Origin of the sequence: Microbacterium songi (assembly GCF_042747925.1) — a bacterium.
Classification (GTDB): Bacteria; Actinomycetota; Actinomycetes; order Actinomycetales; family Microbacteriaceae; genus Microbacterium.
The window spans coordinates 296,609-314,224 of the sequence record NZ_JBHZIE010000001.1; the positions used below are offsets into that span (position 1 = coordinate 296,609).

Sequence of the window (17,616 nt, forward strand, 5' to 3'; positions counted from 1 at the left end):
CGCGCTCGACCCGAAGCCCGACCCCTCCGGTCACGTCGTTCATGCGGCCGCCTCGCTCGTCTCGAGCCGCACCACGGCGTCGGCGATCCGGCGAGCCGATTCGCGGTGCGACACCAGCAGCACCACGGCGCCGTCATCGGCCAGCGAACGCACCGAGTTCCACAGCATCCGCTCGGTGTCCGCATCGAGCGCGGCGCTCGGCTCGTCGAGAGCGAGCACCGACGCGAACCCGCGCAGGTGTCGGTAGACCGCGCGCGCGACGGCGACGCGCTGCGCCTGCCCGCCCGACAGACCGGCGCCCTGCACGCCGAGATCCTGCTGCGGATCGACGTCGGCCGCACAGCCCAGAGCGAGGGCGCGGCGGATGATCGCAGGATCGGGGGTGGGATCACCGAGCGCCACGTTGTATGCCACGCTCCCGGCGATCAGGCCGGGCTGCTGACCTGCCCAGGCCAGCCATTCCGAGGGAGCCAGGTCGCGCACGTCGCTCCCATGCCAGCGCGCGGTCCCCTCGAACGACGCCGCGCCGCGCAGCGCCGCGAGCAGGCTCGACTTGCCCGATCCGCTGGGACCCTCGATGAGGGTGAGGGATCCCGGCCCGACCTCGAGGCTCACGGACGGCAGCAGTCGTCCTCCCCACCGCACCCGCACGTCCTGCAGAGTCAGCACCGCACCCGCGGAGACCACCGGCACGCCCGCGGCGGACCGCGGAGAGGGGGCGGATGCCGCGGCATCCAGCACCCCGAAGATATCCTCGGTCGCGGCCACACCCTCGGCGGCGGCATGGAACTGCACCCCCACCTGTCGGATCGGGAGGTACGCCTCCGGGGCGAGCAGCAGCACGAACAGCCCCACCAGGAGGGTGAGCGACCCGTCGAGCAGGCGGAAGCCGATCGACACCGCGACGATCGCGACAGAGATGCTCGCCAGGAACTCGAGGGCGAAGCCCGACAGGAACGACACCCGCAGGACGCGCATCGTCTCGCGGCGGTAGCGATCGGTGACGGCCTCGATCGACGCGACCGCCCGATGCTGGCGACCGAAGACCTTCAGGGTCGCCAGCCCCTGCACGGTATCGGTGAACCGCACGGCGAGCGTGTGGAGTGTGCTCCACTGGGCGTTCTGGACACTCCGGGTCGCGAGCCCGATCAGGACCATGAAGAGGGGGATCAGCGGGAGGGTCAGCAGCACGGTCAGACCGCTGATCCAGTCCTGCCACCACATGACCGCGAGGATGACCGGCGTCGCCACGACGGTCTGTACGAGCTGCGGCAGGTAGCGGCCGAAGTACGCGTCCAGCGCGTCCAGACCGTGCCCGGCGGTGATGGCCAGCTGTGCGGAGTTGCGGGTCGAGAGCCACTCGGGGCCGAGCGCACCGACCGCGTCGATGAGTCGCGATCTGAGCTGCAGCTCCACCGCGGCGGCGGCGCGTGCGGCGACCCACTCGCGCGCCCAGATGAGTGCCGACCGGACGACGACGACGCTCACGAGTGCGCCGAGCGTCGCGATGAGCTCGGGCCGCGGCATCCCGTGCACGACTCCGTCGATCGCGCGCGTGAGCAACCAGGCGAAGAGCACGATCACGACCGTCTGCAGCAGGCTGATCGCGGTGATCGCCGCGAAGAAGCCCCGCGACGCCCGCGCATACCGCAGCAGCCTCGGGTCGACCGGGGCACCGGATCGTCGCTGCGGCTCCGCCGACGTCGACTCCACGAACCATCCCGTGGACGACGCCGGAGCGCGCAGATCGTCCTCAGGGGGCATGTTCCGAGCCTGCCCACCTTCGATCCGAGGAGGTCGCCCCGGTCTGGTCTCGCGGTCCATGGATCAGTGCACGGATGCCGCGGCCTTCTCGATGCGCGACCGAGTGACCCGCTTCCTGAAGATCCAATATGTCCACCCCTGGTACAGCAGCACGAGCGGAAGGAAGATGACCGCGGCCCACGTCATGATCGTGAGCGTGTAGGGCGTGCTGGACGCGTTCTCGATCGTGAGGCTGAACGCGGGGTCGGTCGAGCTCACCATCACGTTCGGGAAGAGGGCGAACCACAGTGTGAGCACCGCGAAGACGATGGTGCCCGCGCCGTGGGCGAACGCCCAGCCCTCACGGCCGCGCATGTTCGCGAGCACCGAGGCGATGAGCAGCCCTCCGGCCAGTGCCGCGCTCAGGAGGACGAGGCCGATCAACGGCGCATCCGCCGTCATCGCGTGCGCCACCGTCCAGACCAGGAAGGCCGCGGCGACGACGACCGCGAGGATCCCGGAGCGCACGGCCAGCTTCCGGGCGTCGTCGCGTACCTGCCCGTCGGTCTTGAGCGCGACGAAATACACGCCGTGCGTGAAGAACAGCAGCAGCGTGGTGAGGCCGCCGAGGACTGCGTAGGGGTTCAAGAGGGTGAGGAGCGTCCCCGTGAATTCGAAGTCCGCGTCGATCGGTGTCCCGTGCACGATGTTGGCGAACGCGACTCCCCACAGGAACGACGGGATCGCGGAGCCGACCACGATCATCGTGTCGAACCTCTTCTTCCACGCCAGCTCGGGACGCTGGTGCCGGTATTCGAACGAGACGCCGCGGGCGATGAGTGCGAGGAGGATGAGCAGCAGCGCGAGGTAGAAGCCGCTGAAGAGGGTGGCGTACCACTCCGGGAAGGCCGCGAAGAGGCAGGCGCCGGCGACGATGACCCAAGTCTCGTTGAGGTCCCAGACGGGCCCGATCGTGTTGATGATCTGGCGGCGCGAGATGTCGTTCTTACCGAGGAAGGGGAGCGACATGCCGACCCCGAAGTCGAATCCGTCGAGGACGAAGTAGCCGACGAAGAGCACGCCGACGATGAAGAACCAGAGATATGCGAGATCCATGATGGGTTCCTAATAGACCGTGGTGGGGGTGTCTTCGAGTGCGTGGTCGGTCGGGTCGGGATCGCCGGGCAGCGGCAGGGGATCGGGCCCCTTCTTGGCCGTCGTGATGATGAGACGGATCTCGACGACCGCGAGAGTGGCGTAGATCGCGGTGAAGGCGAGGAGGGAGATGAGCACCGTCCAGCCGGGAACGCTGGGTGAGACGCCGTCCTGCGTCAGCATCAGACCGAACACGATCCAGGGTTGCCGGCCCATCTCGGTGAACACCCACCCGGTGAGGCTCGCGAACAGGGCGACCGGCGCCGACCAGATCGCGATCTTCCAGGCCCACCCGGGCACGGCGCGACGCGCGTTCTTGCGTGTGAACCAGAGGCCGGCGACGGCGACGGCGACGGCTGCTCCGCCGAAGCCCATCATCCAGCGGAACGACCAGTAGGTGATCCACAGAACGGGGTTGAACACCCCGTCGAGCTGTGCGGCGAATTCCGGCCACTGCGCGGCGTACTGCGCATTCAGGTCGTTGACACCCTCCACGCAGCCGTCGAGGGTGTGCGTCGACAGGAATGACAACAGATAGGGCACGCGCAGCGACCAGATCTCGCCGGTGCCGTCGGGCGTTCCGATGGAGAACAGCGAGAACGAGGCATCCGCCCCGCAGGAGGTGTTGAACATCGCCTCTGCGGCCGCCATCTTCATCGGCTGCGTCTCGACCATGATGAGGCCGAGCTGGTCGCCCGAGAGGGCGACGCCGGCGAAGGAGACGATCATGAACCAGAGTCCGTAGCGCAGCGCGGGCCGCATCATCTCGGTGTTCTGCGCGCGGGCCATGTGCCATGCGCTGACGGCGATGATGACTCCGGCCGCGAACATCATCGCGGCGAAGATCGTATGCGGGAACGCACGGACCGCGACGGGGTTGAACAGCACCGCGGCGAAGTCGACCATCTCGGCACGGCCGCCGTCGGACGACATCTGGTAGCCGACGGGGTTCTGCATGAAGGCGTTCGCCGCGAGGATGAAGTAGGCACTCAGCAGCGCCCCGATGGACGCGATCCAGATCGTCGCGAGGTGGACGGCCTTGGGGAGTTTGTCCCACCCGAAGATCCACAGTCCGATGAAGGTGGCCTCGAAGAAGAAGGCCAGGAGCCCCTCGAAGGCGAGGGGCGCGCCGAACACGTCACCCACGAAGCGTGAGTAGGCCGACCAGTTCATTCCGAACTGGAACTCCTGCACGATGCCGGTGACGACACCCATCGCGAAATTGATCAGGAAGATCTTGCCGAAGAACCGGGTGAGGTGCAGCCACTTGATGTGTCCGGTGCGGTACCAGGCGGTCTGGAAGATCGCCACCGACAGCGACATGCCCAGCGTCAGCGGTACGAACAGGTAGTGGTACAGCGTCGTCAGTCCGAACTGCCATCGGGCGAGCAACAGCGGGTCGAGCAGGTCCATGGGACTCCTCTCACGGGGTGACGGAACCCAAGCTACTCTGTGGTCAGACCACGCGCCACGACGTGTTTCGCCGTCGAACGATCACCGGTGCGGGGGCGCCAACCGCACGGTCAGCACCTCACTGCGGGGTGGTCTGGGAGTAGAGCAGGACGGGGGCATCTCCCGCGCGGAAGTCCACCGAGTACTGGTCGATCTTCGTTCCGCTCTCGGTGCTGACCGTCGCGTAGCCGATCGAGGTCTTCTCGACATCGGACGTGGGCCCGCACGCCAGCCCGGAGAACCCGTCGGACGCCTGCGAGTCGGCGTCGACGATGACGCATGTCGTCTCGCCGTCCTGCATGGTGCCGAGCCAGACGAATCGGGCGTCCACCGATCCGACGAAGTACAGCGAATCCGCATCCCAGTCCCGCCGCGTCTCGGTCACGCGCTCGTAGCTCTCGGCCACACGGGGCGGAACAGCGGCGAGGTCCGTGTGCCACCCCGCCGTCTGCGGGCGCGTGGCCTGCTCCACGACCTGGCCGGCTCCGAACGCCACCAGCACCGCGGCGACGACGGCGACCGCGAGCGACACCCTTCGGCCGCGTCGATGAGAGCCGGAGGGGGCGGATGCCTCGTCCTGGCTCGTCGCGATGTCAGCCGTCTCGGCGAGGATCGGCTCCGCGGAGGGGCTCGCTCCGGGGCGAGACAGGACGGGGACCTCTCCGTCGACGGGGTCCTGGTCGGGACTCAGAGCCCCGATCGGCGGGTCTTCTGCTGCCTGCCTGCGCGCGTCCTCGAGGGCACGGAGACGTGTCTGCGCCGAGGGGTCTGCATCGATGTCGGCCGTCGGACCGTACGCCCGCGCTCGCAGTGCCGCCAGCTCCCGCGCGTCGGCATCCGAAACCATGACCCCAGTGTGCGCCATCGAGCAGCCGGTGCCCGGCCGCTGAAGCCGGTACGCCCGGACGTGCGGGCGCCTGGACGCTCGAATCCGAGGTCGACCCGCGCTCAGGTACACACCGACGTGCTCGGATAGAATCCCGTGTGCCCTCCGATCCCTCAGCCCCCCGCGACTCCGAGGCGACGGCACCCCCCGCTCCGGCTCCCTTCACCCCGGAAGAGCTCGCGACGGCTCTGCGCGTCCTCGACGCGGTGTCAGAGCTCGACGCGGAGGACCCCGACTACATCGCCCTCCGACGTGCCACGGGGAAGATGTACAAAGACGTCAAGAAGCTCGGCCGGCTCGCCAAGCGCGCGCGGATCGCCGACGCGGACCGCGCCGTCGTCGCCGCCACGGCCACGGGTGCGCCCGACCGTATCGACGACGAGACGCGCGGCATCCCGCTCGCCACGCGCACCCGCACGCCCACCGCGGGCGAGCTCCTGAAGCCTCGCGCGTGCTACATCTGCAAGAAGCCGTACACGCTCGTCGACGCGTTCTACCACCAGTTGTGCTCCGAGTGCGCGGCGATGAGTCACGAGAAGCGCGACGCGCGCACCGATCTCACCGGCAAGCGCGCACTGCTCACCGGCGGGCGCGCCAAGATCGGGATGTACATCGCATTGCGGCTGCTGCGAGACGGTGCCCACACGACGATCACGACGCGATTCCCGCGCGACGCGGTGCGGCGGTTCACCGCCCTGCCGGACTCCGGCGAGTGGATCCATCGGCTCAAGATCGTCGGCATCGATCTCCGAGACCCGGCACAGGTCATCGCGCTCGCCGATGCCGTGGCATCCGACGGCCCCCTCGACATCCTCATCAACAACGCCGCGCAGACGGTGCGACGTTCGGCCGGAGCCTACAAGCCCCTCGTCGATGCGGAGCTCGCCCCCCTGCCCACGGGTCCGCTGCCCGAGCTGCTGACTTTCGGGCACACGAACGACGCGCATCCGATGGCGCTCGCCCAGTCGGTCTCGAGCCACCCGATCCTGGCCGCCGCCGCGCGTACCGCCGACGAGCTCACCGCCGAAGCGATGGCGGCGGGTTCGTCGTCGCTCGAGCGGCTCGCCGCAGGAACGGCCATCGACGCGGGTGGTCTGGTTCCCGACGAGCACCACATCAACAGCTGGACGCAGAACGTCGACCAGGTCGAGCCCCTGGAGATGCTCGAGGTGCAGCTGGCGAACATGACGGCGCCGTTCCTGCTCGTCTCCCGCCTCCGCCCGGCGATGGCGGCCTCGACTGCGCGGCGCACGTACGTCGTGAACGTGTCTGCGATGGAGGGCGTCTTCGGCCGCGGCTACAAGGGGCCGGGGCATCCGCACACGAACATGGCGAAAGCCGCCCTGAATATGCTCACCCGCACCAGTGCCCGTGAGATGTTCGAGACCGACCGCATCCTGATGACGGCGGTCGACACCGGGTGGATCACCGACGAGCGGCCCCACTACACGAAAGTCAGGCTCGCCGAAGAGGGCTTCCACGCCCCGCTCGACCTCGTCGACGGCGCTGCGCGGGTGTATGACCCGATCGTCCGCGGCGAGGCGGGCGAAGACGTGTTCGGTGTCTTCCTGAAGGACTACGCGCCCGGCGCATGGTGAGCCGGGCGCGCGCCGCTCAGACCTTCGTGCCGACCCAGCCGAGCGCGGGCGCCACGTACTTCGCGAACGACTCGACGATGCGGAGGTTGAACTCCACGCCGAGCTGACTCGGGATGGTCAGCATGAGCGTGTCGGCCGTGCGGATGGCGGCGTCATCGAGGAGCTGCTCGACGAGCACGTCCGGCGTCGCTGCGTACGTCTTCCCGAAGGTCGAGCGCATGCCGTCGATGATGCCGATCTGATCCCCGTCCTGCCGTCCGCCGAAGTACGCGTGTTCCTCGGCGGTCGTGATCGGGAAGATGCTGCGGCTGACGGAGGTGCGGGGCTCACCCGCATGTCCGGCTTCGCGCCAGGCGGCGCGGAACGCGTCGATCTGCTCCGCCTGAAGGATGTCGAACGGGCGGCCGTCGGCGGAGGTCAGCAGGGTCGACGACATGAGGTTCACGCCCATGCGGCCCGCCCACTCGGCCGATTCGCGGTTGCCGGCGCCCCACCAGATGCGCGAGCGCAGACCGGGGGACTGTGGTTCGATGCGCTGCAGCCCCGACCCGGCACCGAACGGGCTCATCGGGTCGCGCTCGGCGAGTCCTTCGCCCTCGATCGCGCGCAGGAACAGTTCGAAGTGCTCACGCGCGAGGTCCGCGCCGCGAGGGTCTTTCGATCCGGTGTACCCGAACGTCTCGTAGCCGTTGAGGACGGACTCGGGTGACCCGCGGCTCACGCCGAGGGCGAGTCGGCCATCGCTGATGAGATCGACCGCCGCCGCCTCTTCGGCGAGGTACAGCGGGTTCTCGTAGCGCATGTCGATGACGCCGGTGCCGACTTCGATGCGCTGCGTGCGCGCCGCGATGGCCGCGAGCAGCGGCATGGGAGAGGCCTGCTGCCGGGCGAAGTGATGGACGCGGAAGTACGCACCGTCGACACCGAGATCGTCCATTCCCTGAGCCAGGTCGATCGCCTGGTGGAGGGAGTCGCCCGCGGTGAGCTGTCGTCCGCCCCCGAGGGGTCCGTAGTGTCCGAAGGAGAGGGTTCCGAAACGTTGCATGCCGAGTGCAACAGTGCGGATGCGGCATCCATTCCGGTGAATGGAGGAAGCCTTCCGAGCGGAAGGGTCAGTGCCCGCCGCCGACACCTCCGGTCAGGCGCCCGTGGAAGGCCGTCGTCGCATCGTTCATGCCCGTCAGCTCGACGGCGACGCCGTGCTGCCGGTACTTCGTGACGATCGCGTCGAGGGCGGCGACGGTCGAGGCGTCCCACACGTGCGACCGCGAGAGGTCGATGACGACGTGCGGCGGGTCGATGGCGTACTCGAACTGGGTCGTGAGGTCGTTGCTCGAGGCGAAGAACAGCGCACCGACGACGTCGTAGCGGGCGATGTCGCCGTCGAGCGACCGCGTCACCGTCGTGAAGTGGGCGACACGGCGGGCGAAGATCACCATCGCGGCGATCACGCCGACCACGACCCCGATGGCGAGATTGTGGGTCCACACGGTGAACACGACGGTCACGACCATCACGGCCGTCTCTCCGATCGGCATGCGGCGGAGCGTCGACGGGCGGATGCTGTGCCAGTCGAACGTCGCGACCGAGACCAGGATCATCACGGCCACCAGAGCCGCCATCGGGATGACGGCGACCACGTCGCCGAGCGCGACGACGAGGATCAGCAGGAACACCCCGGCCAGGAACGTCGAGATGCGCGTGCGCGCTCCCGAGGCCTTGACGTTGATCATCGTCTGGCCGATCATCGCGCAGCCGCCCATGCCGCCGAACAAGCCGGAGGCGATGTTCGCGACACCCTGCCCCCATGCTTCACGCGTCTTGGCGGAGCGGGTCTCGGTGATGTCGTCGACGAGCTTGGCCGTCATCAGCGACTCGAGCAGGCCGACGACCGCGACGGCGAGTGCGTAAGGGGCGATGAGCTGAATCGTCGCCCAGGTGAACGGGACGCTCGGCAGGAGCAGCGCGGGCAGGCTCTCGGGCAGTGCGCCCTGGTCGCCCACGGTCGGCACCGCGATTCCCAGCACGACGACCGCGCCGGTGAGCAGAACGATCGCGACGAGCGGCGCAGGCACGGCGCGGGTCAGGCGTGGCCAGAAGAGGAGGATGGCGAGCCCGGCCACGACGATGGGGTAGACCGCCCACGGCACACCGACGAGCTGCGGCACCTGCGAGATGAAGATCAGGATGGCCAGCGCGTTGACGAACCCCACCATGACGCTGCGTGGGATGAAGCGCATGAGCCTGGCGACGCCGAGGACGGCCAGGACGATCTGGATCACGCCCGCCAGCAGCACGGTCGCGATGAGATAGTCGACGCCGTGCTCGCGCGCGATGGGCGCGAGCACCAGGGCGACGGCGCCCGTGGCCGCGGTGATCATCGCCGGCCGACCGCCGGTGAACGAGATGACGACGGCCATGACGAACGACGAGAAGAGCCCCACACGGGGGTCGACCCCGGCGATGATCGAGAAGGCGATCGCCTCGGGTATCAGGGCGATCGCGACCACCAGACCGGCCAGCACCTCGCGCGTGAGCAGCCGAGGGCTGCGGAACGCCTGCAGCACCGTCGGCTCGATGCGGGTGCGAGCGGCGCGCTCGACTGCGGGGGATCCGGCGGTCATGGATGTCTCCAGACGGTGCGCGCGCGGCTCGGCGAGACGAGCGGGCGCACGCGGGAAGAGAAGAGGCGGTGGGTCGCACGGGAGATGGCGAACCTCTCTATTCTACCGTCGCGTACAACGACCACCGGGGGTCCGACCGTCCGTGACGACGGCGGGCGGGCTCACTCCCGGTAGCGGTAATGCTCGGCCGACGCATTGGCCCAGACCACGAACGCTGAGGCTGCGGCCTCGTCGCCCGGCCGCACCGGACTCACCCAGAGTTGCTGCGGGCCTTCGATCGAGACGGCCGGTATCCGTCCGTCGAGCCTGCCGAAAGCTCGGCCCGACAGCGTGCCTCCGGGGCCGAGCAGGCTCTTGCGGATCACCGCGTCGCGGAGCGCCGGGCGCCGGCGGATCGCGTCGACGGGGGAGAGAGCGGCGACGACGTCCTTGACCGGCAGGCTGGCCTCGCCGCAGTGGATCCAGCGCCCGTCGACCACGATGCCCGCGCATTCACGCGCCTCGGGGCTGAACCGCGTCTGAGAGGTCCATTGGCGGCCATCGAAGAATCGCGACCGCCCACGTCCGTCGTCGAACCACCCGGACGTTCCGGTGGTGGGTCCCAGCGGCCGGCTGTCGGTGTGGAGCACGACCTCGGGATCGGTGAAGTCGACGAACTGGTCCGTCCAACGCGTGCCGTCCCACCACCGATGCCTGCCGGTGCCGTCGTCGTACCAGCCCGCCTCTGCCGTGACCATGGGTCGAGAGTAGTCCGCGCGGGCGGCCGGCATCCGGGCGTGGGCGGGGTGCCGCAGCGGCATGGTCGCGTGCCCTGCCGCTACCGTGCGGCGCTTTTCCGCGCAACCCCTCGAGAGTCATGACGGATCACACCTACCGTGGGTCCACAACGGGAAGGGTGAGTCGATGTCGAAGCTCGAAAAAGGCGACCGCGTCAGCTGGAGCACGCCGCAGGGACGGACCCAGGGTGAAGTCGTCAAGACGCACACGAAGGACTTCGAATTCGCGGGGCAGCACTTCACCGCATCGAACGATGACCCCGCGTACATCGTGCGCTCGGAGAAGACCGACGCCGAAGCCGCACACAAGGGCGGTGCTCTCCGCAAGCTGAAGCCGCGGGCGAAGAAGTAGCGTGCCCGCGACGCGGTGAGCCGACGTGTGAGCTCCGGAGTCGTGTCACGCTCGCGGGCACAGCACCGACCGCCGCTGACGCGGGCGTCCGGTGACGCCCGTGTCCGGCGTCAGTCCCCGCGGAGGTCCGCGCGCACCGCGCGCGCGATCCGTTCGCCTGAGACGAGCGCACCCTGGATCGACGCGGTGTCGCGGTGGTCGCCGGCCACGTAGATCCGGTCGTCGATGCGCGCCGCGCTCGTGGTCCGGAGCGGTGCGGTCTGGGCGGGGAGGGCGTCGTGGATGTCGTCGCGGCGGATGAGTCGCCAGGTCGCGGCATCCGTGCCCCAGATCTCGCCGAGCTGTCGACGGACGTCCGCCTCGCGCGGCGCGGCGCGTGCGTCTGTCCGGGCAGCCCGGGGGAGCAGGCACGTCGCCTGCACGAGGTCCCGGCCCGCCGGTGCGTACGACGGGAGCGTGCGCGACATCACCGCGGTGTTCACGATGGGGCCCGCGCGGCGACCGTCGACACTGATGAGAGCGGATGCTGCGGCTCCGGCATCCGCGTCGAACCACCAGGTCTGCAGACCCTTCGTCACCGGCGCGGGGATGTCGACGAGGTCGGCGACGACGCCCGGTCCGACTGCGACGACCGCGGCGCGCGCCCTGACCGTGTCGGCGTGCGCGACGTGCACCTCGGTGTGCGTTGCGCGACGGGTGAGGGCGGTGACCGTCTGGCGGAGGCGGATGTCGGCACCGGCGTCCGTCGCGGCGGCGGCGAGCTGCACGGGCAGGGCGCCGATGCCGCGCGCGGGAAGGCCGGGGCGGCCGAGCGCGAACATGCGCACGAGGAGTTTCACGAAAACGTCGGAGGTCGTGCCGGTGTCGTCCGCGATCACGCCCGCGAGGAACGGTTCGAGCACCTCGGCGCGGAGCGACCCGGTCAGGCCCGCACGGTCCCAGCCCTCGCGCAGCGTCTCGTCCTGCCCGTCGATCACGCGCCGGGGACTGAGCAGCACCGGGACAGCCCATCGGGTCACGGCTGTCAGATCGGCGGGTGAGACGAGACCGCTGCGCAGCGTCGGAAGGATCAGCGACGGGTGACGGAGGGGATGTCCGAGAACGCCCACGCCGTGACCGGAGCCGCGCCCGCCCTGCTCGCGACGAACGCGCACCCCGACGGGGAAGCGCCGCATCCGGAGAGCATCGACATCGACCCAGCGCCGCACCGCGGGGTAGGCCGGGTTCAGCACGTGGAACCCGAGGTCGAGGCGGAAGCCGTCGACGTCGTCCGTGCGCTCGCGTCCACCGACGACGTCGGCCGCTTCGAGCACGACGACGTCGAGCCCCTCCTGCGCGAGACGTGTCGCGCAGCGCAGTCCCGCGAGGCCCGCGCCGATGACGATCACGTCGTGCTGCTCCACCTGATCGAGCCTAGGCGTGCGGCGGACGCATCCGGCAGACTGGGGTCATGCCGACCGTCGATGACATCATCCCCCGCGAATACCGCCATCTACTCGAGGGTCCGCTGTACGGACACCTCGGCACCGTCCGTCCCGACGACACCGTCCAGGTGACACCGATGTGGTTCGAGTTCGACGGCGAGCACGTCCGTTTCACCCATACGACGAAGCGCCAGAAGTACCGGAATCTGCAGCACAACCCGTCGATGGCGCTGTCGATCATCGATCCCGAGAATGTGTTCCGGTACCTCGAGGTGGCGGGCTCGCTCGTCGACATCGAGCCCGACCCCGAGGGCGCGTTCTACGTGCGCCTGCAGAACCGGTACGGCAATCCCAGCGAGACTCCGCCGCCCGACAAGGCCGACCGCGTCATCCTGGTCATGTCGATCGAGCGGTCCACCAAGCAGTAGGTCGGCAGGTCGCCAGCGTGTCCGACGTGCGCGTGATCCGGCCGGGGACACCGGTGTGGGATGCCGCGGCCTCGCTCCGGCCGGCGGCAGGTGAATCGAGCTCGGTCGTGCTGCCGGAGGGCCTCGCCCGGATGCTGGGGCTCGAGCCCGGCACGGTGGTTGTGGCGGCGAGTGCGCGCGCGGCCCCGAGTGCCGACGACGACGTTCCGGTGCTGCTCTTCGACGAAGCAGAACCGATCTTCAGTCGGCGCTCCGACGTGCGCGATGCGCATGACAGATACGCGAACCTCGAGGAGAGTCGCCTGTCGACCGACGAGTCCGCGCCGCCGCGACCGGACGTCGTCCGGGCGGAGCGCCGCCCGGTGTGGCGCCCGCCGGACTGAGCGCGCCCGCACGGGCTGCCCCGTGCCGCTGCCCCTTCCCCCCATGACGCCGAGTGCGGCAGGGAAAAGCCCGGACGTCCGCCGAGGCGGACCCGACCGCGTGATCTCGCGGGTAGCCTCGGACCATGGTCGCCGTTCCCCTCACGCTCGCTCCTCGGCGACCGATGCATGGTGCGGACGAGGCTGAGGTCGAGGCATCCGGTCCTTTGATCGATACGCACGGGCGGGTGCATCGTGACCTCCGCATCTCGCTCACCGACCGCTGTTCGCTGCGCTGCACGTATTGCATGCCCGAGCAGGGCAACGAGTGGCTGGCGCGGCAGAGCATCCTGACGCTCGACGAGATCGAGCGGATCGCCCGCGTCGCCGCCGCTGCGGGAGTCACCACGTTCCGACTGACCGGTGGCGAGCCGCTGCTGCGGACCGACATCGTCGACGTCGTCCGTCGCCTCGCGGCGATCGAGAGCCCCGCCGGGCCGGTGCAGCTGGCGATGACCACGAACGGCATCCGGCTGCGCGAGATGCTGCCGGCATTGATCGATGCCGGTTTGCATCGCGTCAACATCTCGATCGACACCATCGACCGCGATCGTTTCCGCGATCTGACGCGCAGGGATCGCCTGGACGACGTGCTCGAGGGGATCGCTGCGGCGGCGGCATCCGGGTTGCGCCCACTCAAGCTGAACGCCGTCGCGATGCGGGGTGTCAACGACGACGAATTGGTGGACCTGGTCGCGTTCGCGATCGGACACGGTGCCGAGCTGCGATTCATCGAGCAGATGCCGCTCGATGCCGGACACACGTGGAGTCGGGCGGAGATGGTGACGCGTGAGGAGATCCTCGAGACCCTCGGCGCACGGTGGACGCTGACTCCCGTGCCCGGGCGGGGTGGTGCTCCTGCGGAGCGCTTCGTGCTCGAGGGTGCCGGTGTGCCGGCCGGTGGGCCACCCGCGACGGTCGGCGTGATCGCTTCGGTCACGGCTCCGTTCTGCGGCAACTGCGACCGCATGCGCCTGACGGCCGATGGTCAGTTGCGCAACTGCCTGTTCTCCACAACGGAGTACGACCTGCTGCCCCTGTTGCGGGCGGGCGCACCGGACGCCGAGATCGATCGGATGCTGCGATCCTGCGTGCGAGGCAAACTGCCGGGTCACGCGATCAACGATCCGTCGTTCCTCCAGCCGGCGCGTGGGATGAACGCGATCGGCGGCTGAGTCGGCGATCGACCGGGAGCTGATCGAGCCTGGCGGTGCAGGCCGGGTTAGCATGGCGCGATGGGGCGCATCACCGTACGCAGACCGGTCGTGAAGATCACCCTCGCGGGCGGTGCGGTCCGTCGTTCCGACACGCTCGCGGTGGAGGAGCCGCTCGAGATCCGGGTGGGGGGAACCCCCTTGGCGATCACGATGCGGACGCCCGGGAACGACGTCGAGCTCGCGGCGGGATTCCTCGTCTCGGAGGGTGTGATCTCTCGTGGTGACCAGTTCCGGTCGGCCATCCACTGCGGCGGGCCCGGCACGGGCGGGCAGGGCGGTCTCGGGAGCGCGGGGTCGGCCGGGCTGCTGAGCATCGGACGGGGCGCGCCCGGTTCGGCGTCGACGGATCCGGGCAACACCTACAACGTGCTGGATATGAGCCTCGCTCCCGATGTGGCGCTGCCGTCGCCCGACCTCACGCGCAACTTCTACACGACGAGTTCGTGCGGCATGTGCGGGAAGGCGTCGATCGATGCGGTCGAGACGGTCTCGTCGTATGACGTGGCGACGGATGCCTCGACCCTGTCGGCGCGCGCGCTGACCCGGTTCCCCGACGAGCTGCGCGCTCGACAGGCGGTCTTCGACAAGACGGGTGGCCTTCATGCGGCGGCGCTGTTCGACGCGGCGACAGGTGAACTGCTCGTCCTCCGGGAGGATGTCGGCCGCCACAACGCCGTCGACAAGGTGATCGGGTGGGCTGTGCTCGCGGATCGCCTGCCGTTGACCGGCACGGTGCTGCAGGTGTCGGGTCGCGCGAGTTTCGAACTGGTGCAGAAAGCGGTGATGGCCGGAATACCGATCCTCGCGGCGGTGTCTGCTCCGTCCTCGTTGGCGGTGGAGTTGGCGGATGCTTCGGGGCTCACGCTCGTCGGCTTCCTCCGCGGTGAGTCGATGAACGTGTACTCCCGTGCCGACCGCATCACGCTCGACGCGCCGCCTGCTGCGGCCGAAGAGGTCGCCGACGTTTCCCAGGTCGCGTCGATGCGCTGATGCGCTGACGCGCTGGTGCGCTCGCCCTAGACCTGCCTCCCCGATCTCAGTCGACCCAGGCCAGTCGCCCGAGACCGGCCGCCGTTGCGCCGCCGGAAGATGCCGTGCGGCGCGACCCCGGACGATCCATCGGCGGAGGATCCCACGCCCACCGCACAGGTGACCGCGATCGGAGGGGGATCGGCGCCCGACCTCCCGGTGGGGATTCCAGGACGAATGGTCCTTTGCCGAGCCGGTGCACCTCCCGAACTACGATCGAACCACAGCAACCGGCACAGCCCCTTCACACACCCGCACCGCAGCACCCCGCACCGCCATGCGCCCCGAACAACCACGGCCCCCGAAAACCAACGCCCCGCAACCCAGAAAGCCCGCATGCCGACACCCTCGACCGCCCGTGCCCACGCCGAAGACCTCGCCGACTTCGTCGCGGCCTCGCCTTCGAGCTACCATGCTGCGGCCACCGTCGCAGGGCGCATGATCGACGCCGGGTTCACTGCACTCGACGAGCGCGCCGCCTGGCCCGACGCGACCGGCACGAAGGACGGAAAGCCGGGACGTTTCCTCGTGCTCCGCGACGGGGCGGTGATCGCCTGGGTCGTGCCGGCGACAGCCACCGCCGCGACGAGTACGCGCATCTTCGGGGCGCACAGCGATTCGCCGGGCTTCGTGCTCAAACCTCAGCCGACCACCGGGAGGCTCGGCTGGTTGCAGGCCGGTGTGGAGATCTACGGTGGCCCGCTTCTCAACTCGTGGCTCGACCGGGAGCTGACACTGGCCGGACGTCTGGTGCTCGACGACGGCACCTCGGTCCTGGCGGCGACAGGACCGCTGCTGCGGCTGCCCCAGCTCGCCATCCACCTCGATCGTGAGCAGAACGATCGTCTGACACTGGACAAGCAGGCGCACACCCAGCCGGTGTGGGGCCTGGGGGACGCGGCATCCGCCGACATCCTCGGCGAACTCGCCCGCAGCGCCGACGTCGATGCGGCGCGCATCCGCGGCTTCGACATCATCACGGCGGACTCCTCGCGCGGGCAGGTGTTCGGCAAGGATGACGTGTTCTTCGCGTCCGGCAGGCTCGACGACCTCGCATCGGTGCACGCCGGCGTGGTCGCGCTCGAGCGCGCCGCTGACGGTTTCGACGCCGACCACATCGCGATGCTCGCGGTCTTCGATCACGAGGAGGTCGGCTCCGCGACCCGCAGCGGCGCCGCGGGACCGTTCCTCTCGGACGTCCAGGAGCGCATCTGGCTCACTCTCGGAGCCGACCGCGAGCAGCAGATGCGATCGATGGCAGCCTCCTGGTGTCTCTCCAGCGATGTCGGACACTCGGTGCATCCCAACTACCCCGAGCGTCACGATCCGGTCGTCCGCCCCATCCTCGGCTCGGGGCCCATCCTCAAGATCAACGCCAATCAGCGCTACGCCACCGACGCCGGCGGCGCGGCCGCATGGAACGGTTGGTGCGCCCAGGCCGGCATCGTCAGCCAGGAGTTCGTGTCGAACAACGCCGTGCCGTGCGGCTCGACGATCGGCCCGATCACCGCGACACGGCTCGGTATCCGCACGGTCGATGTCGGCATCCCGATCCTGTCGATGCACTCGGCGCGCGAGCTCGCCGGCGTCAGCGATCTCTACGACCTGGCGCGGGTGGCGGAGGTCTTCTTCCGCGGCTGAGTCGGACGGGCGCCGGGCGGGGGCGGACGCTGTGCCCGGGGCCGTGCGGAATCGAACCCGCGCGAGCGGCGTAGCCTGAAAGCATGCCCGTTCGTGACGCCTCGCAGAGTGCTCGGGATCAGCTCGCGGCTCTCGCAGCGTCGATGCACGAAGGCACGCGGAGCGACAGCCGCGGACTGGTCTCGATCGCCGACCTGCCGACCAGCGCCGACGCGCGTCCGGCGGCCGTGCTCATGCTGTTCGGGGTGATGGACGAGCGCCCGAGCAAAAGCCCTTCGACGGCCGTCCCGCGCGACCTCGACGTGCTGCTGCTGGCACGCGCGACGACGTTGCGCGCGCACGCCGGGCAGATCGCGTTCCCCGGCGGACGCGTCGATCCCGGCGACGCAGGACCGATCGACGCCGCCCTGCGGGAGGCATGGGAGGAGACGGGCCTCGACCCCGCCGGCGTGGACGTGCTCGGAATCCTGCCGGAAGTACCCCTGGCCTACTCGCGACACGTGGTCACCCCCGTGATCGGGTGGTGGCGGCATCCGTCCCCGATCCGCGTGGTCGACACCGCCGAATCCGCCGACGTGTTCCGCGTGCCCGTGGCGGACCTGCTCGATCCCGCCCGCCGCGGCGTCACCATCATGCGCCGCGATGGTCAGGAATGGCGCGGGCCGGGGTTCGTCGTGGCGCACGACGACGGCGAGTACCTCGTATGGGGCTTCACCGGGATGCTGCTCGACGGGCTGTTCGATCGCCTGGGGTGGACCGAGCCGTGGGACGATGCGCGCGAATTGCCGATCGTCGTGCCGTCGGACGACGTGCCCGAGATCCGCTGACGACCGACCACCGGATGCCGCGCCCGTCACGATCGCTACGCT

The 17,616-nt window shown here is 69.5% G+C and carries 16 protein-coding genes; 8 read left to right on the forward strand and 8 right to left on the reverse strand.

Annotated elements, in window-relative coordinates; translation table 11 throughout:
• Positions 1 to 39 precede the first annotated feature (39 nt).
• The 4 genes from cydD to ACFM35_RS01575 form a co-directional block, all read right to left on the reverse strand.
• The gene (cydD, locus tag ACFM35_RS01560; protein ID WP_378837495.1) at positions 40 to 1,764 is read right to left on the reverse strand and encodes a thiol reductant ABC exporter subunit CydD; all 1,725 of its coding nucleotides are present in this window, start codon (positions 1,762 to 1,764) and stop codon (positions 40 to 42) included.
• 63 nt (positions 1,765 to 1,827) lie between these two features.
• Positions 1,828 to 2,859, reverse strand: a complete 1,032-nt coding sequence (gene cydB, locus ACFM35_RS01565; protein WP_378837497.1) for a cytochrome d ubiquinol oxidase subunit II — start codon at positions 2,857 to 2,859, stop codon at positions 1,828 to 1,830.
• Positions 2,860 to 2,868: 9 nt separating this feature from the next.
• Positions 2,869 to 4,311: a cytochrome ubiquinol oxidase subunit I gene (locus ACFM35_RS01570; RefSeq protein WP_378837499.1), complete on the reverse strand. Its 1,443-nt coding sequence runs from the start codon at positions 4,309 to 4,311 to the stop codon at positions 2,869 to 2,871.
• A 118-nt stretch (positions 4,312 to 4,429) separates the two neighbouring features.
• Positions 4,430 to 5,197, reverse strand: a complete 768-nt coding sequence (locus tag ACFM35_RS01575) for a hypothetical protein (RefSeq protein ID WP_378837501.1) — start codon at positions 5,195 to 5,197, stop codon at positions 4,430 to 4,432.
• 227 nt (positions 5,198 to 5,424) lie between these two features.
• Between ACFM35_RS01575 and ACFM35_RS01580 the strand changes: the two genes are divergently transcribed.
• Positions 5,425 to 6,834, forward strand: coding sequence for an SDR family NAD(P)-dependent oxidoreductase (locus ACFM35_RS01580; RefSeq protein WP_378838616.1), 1,410 nt, complete (start codon positions 5,425 to 5,427; stop codon positions 6,832 to 6,834).
• Positions 6,835 to 6,850: 16 nt separating this feature from the next.
• Here the strand turns inward: ACFM35_RS01580 and ACFM35_RS01585 are convergent, their stop codons facing one another.
• The 3 genes from ACFM35_RS01585 to ACFM35_RS01595 all read right to left on the reverse strand — a co-directional run bounded on the left by ACFM35_RS01585 (position 6,851) and on the right by ACFM35_RS01595 (position 10,195).
• Positions 6,851 to 7,879 (reverse strand): LLM class flavin-dependent oxidoreductase, encoded by a 1,029-nt coding sequence (locus tag ACFM35_RS01585; RefSeq protein ID WP_378837504.1) that lies wholly within the window; start codon positions 7,877 to 7,879, stop codon positions 6,851 to 6,853.
• 67 nt (positions 7,880 to 7,946) lie between these two features.
• The gene (locus ACFM35_RS01590) at positions 7,947 to 9,458 is read right to left on the reverse strand and encodes a SulP family inorganic anion transporter (RefSeq protein WP_378837506.1); all 1,512 of its coding nucleotides are present in this window, start codon (positions 9,456 to 9,458) and stop codon (positions 7,947 to 7,949) included.
• A 161-nt stretch (positions 9,459 to 9,619) separates the two neighbouring features.
• Positions 9,620 to 10,195: a DUF2510 domain-containing protein gene (locus ACFM35_RS01595; protein WP_378837508.1), complete on the reverse strand. Its 576-nt coding sequence runs from the start codon at positions 10,193 to 10,195 to the stop codon at positions 9,620 to 9,622.
• A 166-nt stretch (positions 10,196 to 10,361) separates the two neighbouring features.
• Between ACFM35_RS01595 and ACFM35_RS01600 the strand changes: the two genes are divergently transcribed.
• Positions 10,362 to 10,586: a hypervirulence associated TUDOR domain-containing protein gene (locus ACFM35_RS01600; RefSeq protein WP_378837511.1), complete on the forward strand. Its 225-nt coding sequence runs from the start codon at positions 10,362 to 10,364 to the stop codon at positions 10,584 to 10,586.
• A 110-nt stretch (positions 10,587 to 10,696) separates the two neighbouring features.
• Here the strand turns inward: ACFM35_RS01600 and ACFM35_RS01605 are convergent, their stop codons facing one another.
• Positions 10,697 to 11,989: an FAD-dependent oxidoreductase gene (locus ACFM35_RS01605; RefSeq protein ID WP_378837513.1), complete on the reverse strand. Its 1,293-nt coding sequence runs from the start codon at positions 11,987 to 11,989 to the stop codon at positions 10,697 to 10,699.
• Positions 11,990 to 12,036: 47 nt separating this feature from the next.
• Here ACFM35_RS01605 and ACFM35_RS01610 point away from each other — a divergent pair, with 47 nt between their 5' ends.
• The 6 genes from ACFM35_RS01610 (at position 12,037) to ACFM35_RS01635 (ending at position 17,574) form a co-directional block, all read left to right on the forward strand.
• Complete coding sequence (locus ACFM35_RS01610; RefSeq protein ID WP_378837515.1) at positions 12,037 to 12,438, forward strand: PPOX class F420-dependent oxidoreductase; 402 nt, start codon at positions 12,037 to 12,039, stop codon at positions 12,436 to 12,438.
• Positions 12,439 to 12,455: 17 nt separating this feature from the next.
• The gene (locus ACFM35_RS01615) at positions 12,456 to 12,821 is read left to right on the forward strand and encodes a hypothetical protein (RefSeq protein WP_378837517.1); all 366 of its coding nucleotides are present in this window, start codon (positions 12,456 to 12,458) and stop codon (positions 12,819 to 12,821) included.
• 125 nt (positions 12,822 to 12,946) lie between these two features.
• Positions 12,947 to 14,035, forward strand: a complete 1,089-nt coding sequence (gene moaA / locus ACFM35_RS01620) for a GTP 3',8-cyclase MoaA (RefSeq protein ID WP_378837519.1) — start codon at positions 12,947 to 12,949, stop codon at positions 14,033 to 14,035.
• 60 nt (positions 14,036 to 14,095) lie between these two features.
• A complete protein-coding gene (gene fdhD / locus ACFM35_RS01625) occupies positions 14,096 to 15,067 on the forward strand; it encodes a formate dehydrogenase accessory sulfurtransferase FdhD (protein ID WP_378837521.1) in 972 nt (323 codons plus the stop codon).
• Between the two features lie 375 nt (positions 15,068 to 15,442).
• Entirely contained in the window at positions 15,443 to 16,747 is a 1,305-nt protein-coding gene (locus ACFM35_RS01630) for a M18 family aminopeptidase (RefSeq protein ID WP_378837524.1), read from the forward strand.
• An 83-nt stretch (positions 16,748 to 16,830) separates the two neighbouring features.
• Complete coding sequence (locus tag ACFM35_RS01635) at positions 16,831 to 17,574, forward strand: NUDIX hydrolase (RefSeq protein WP_378837526.1); 744 nt, start codon at positions 16,831 to 16,833, stop codon at positions 17,572 to 17,574.
• The last annotated feature ends 42 nt before the right edge of the window (positions 17,575 to 17,616 follow it).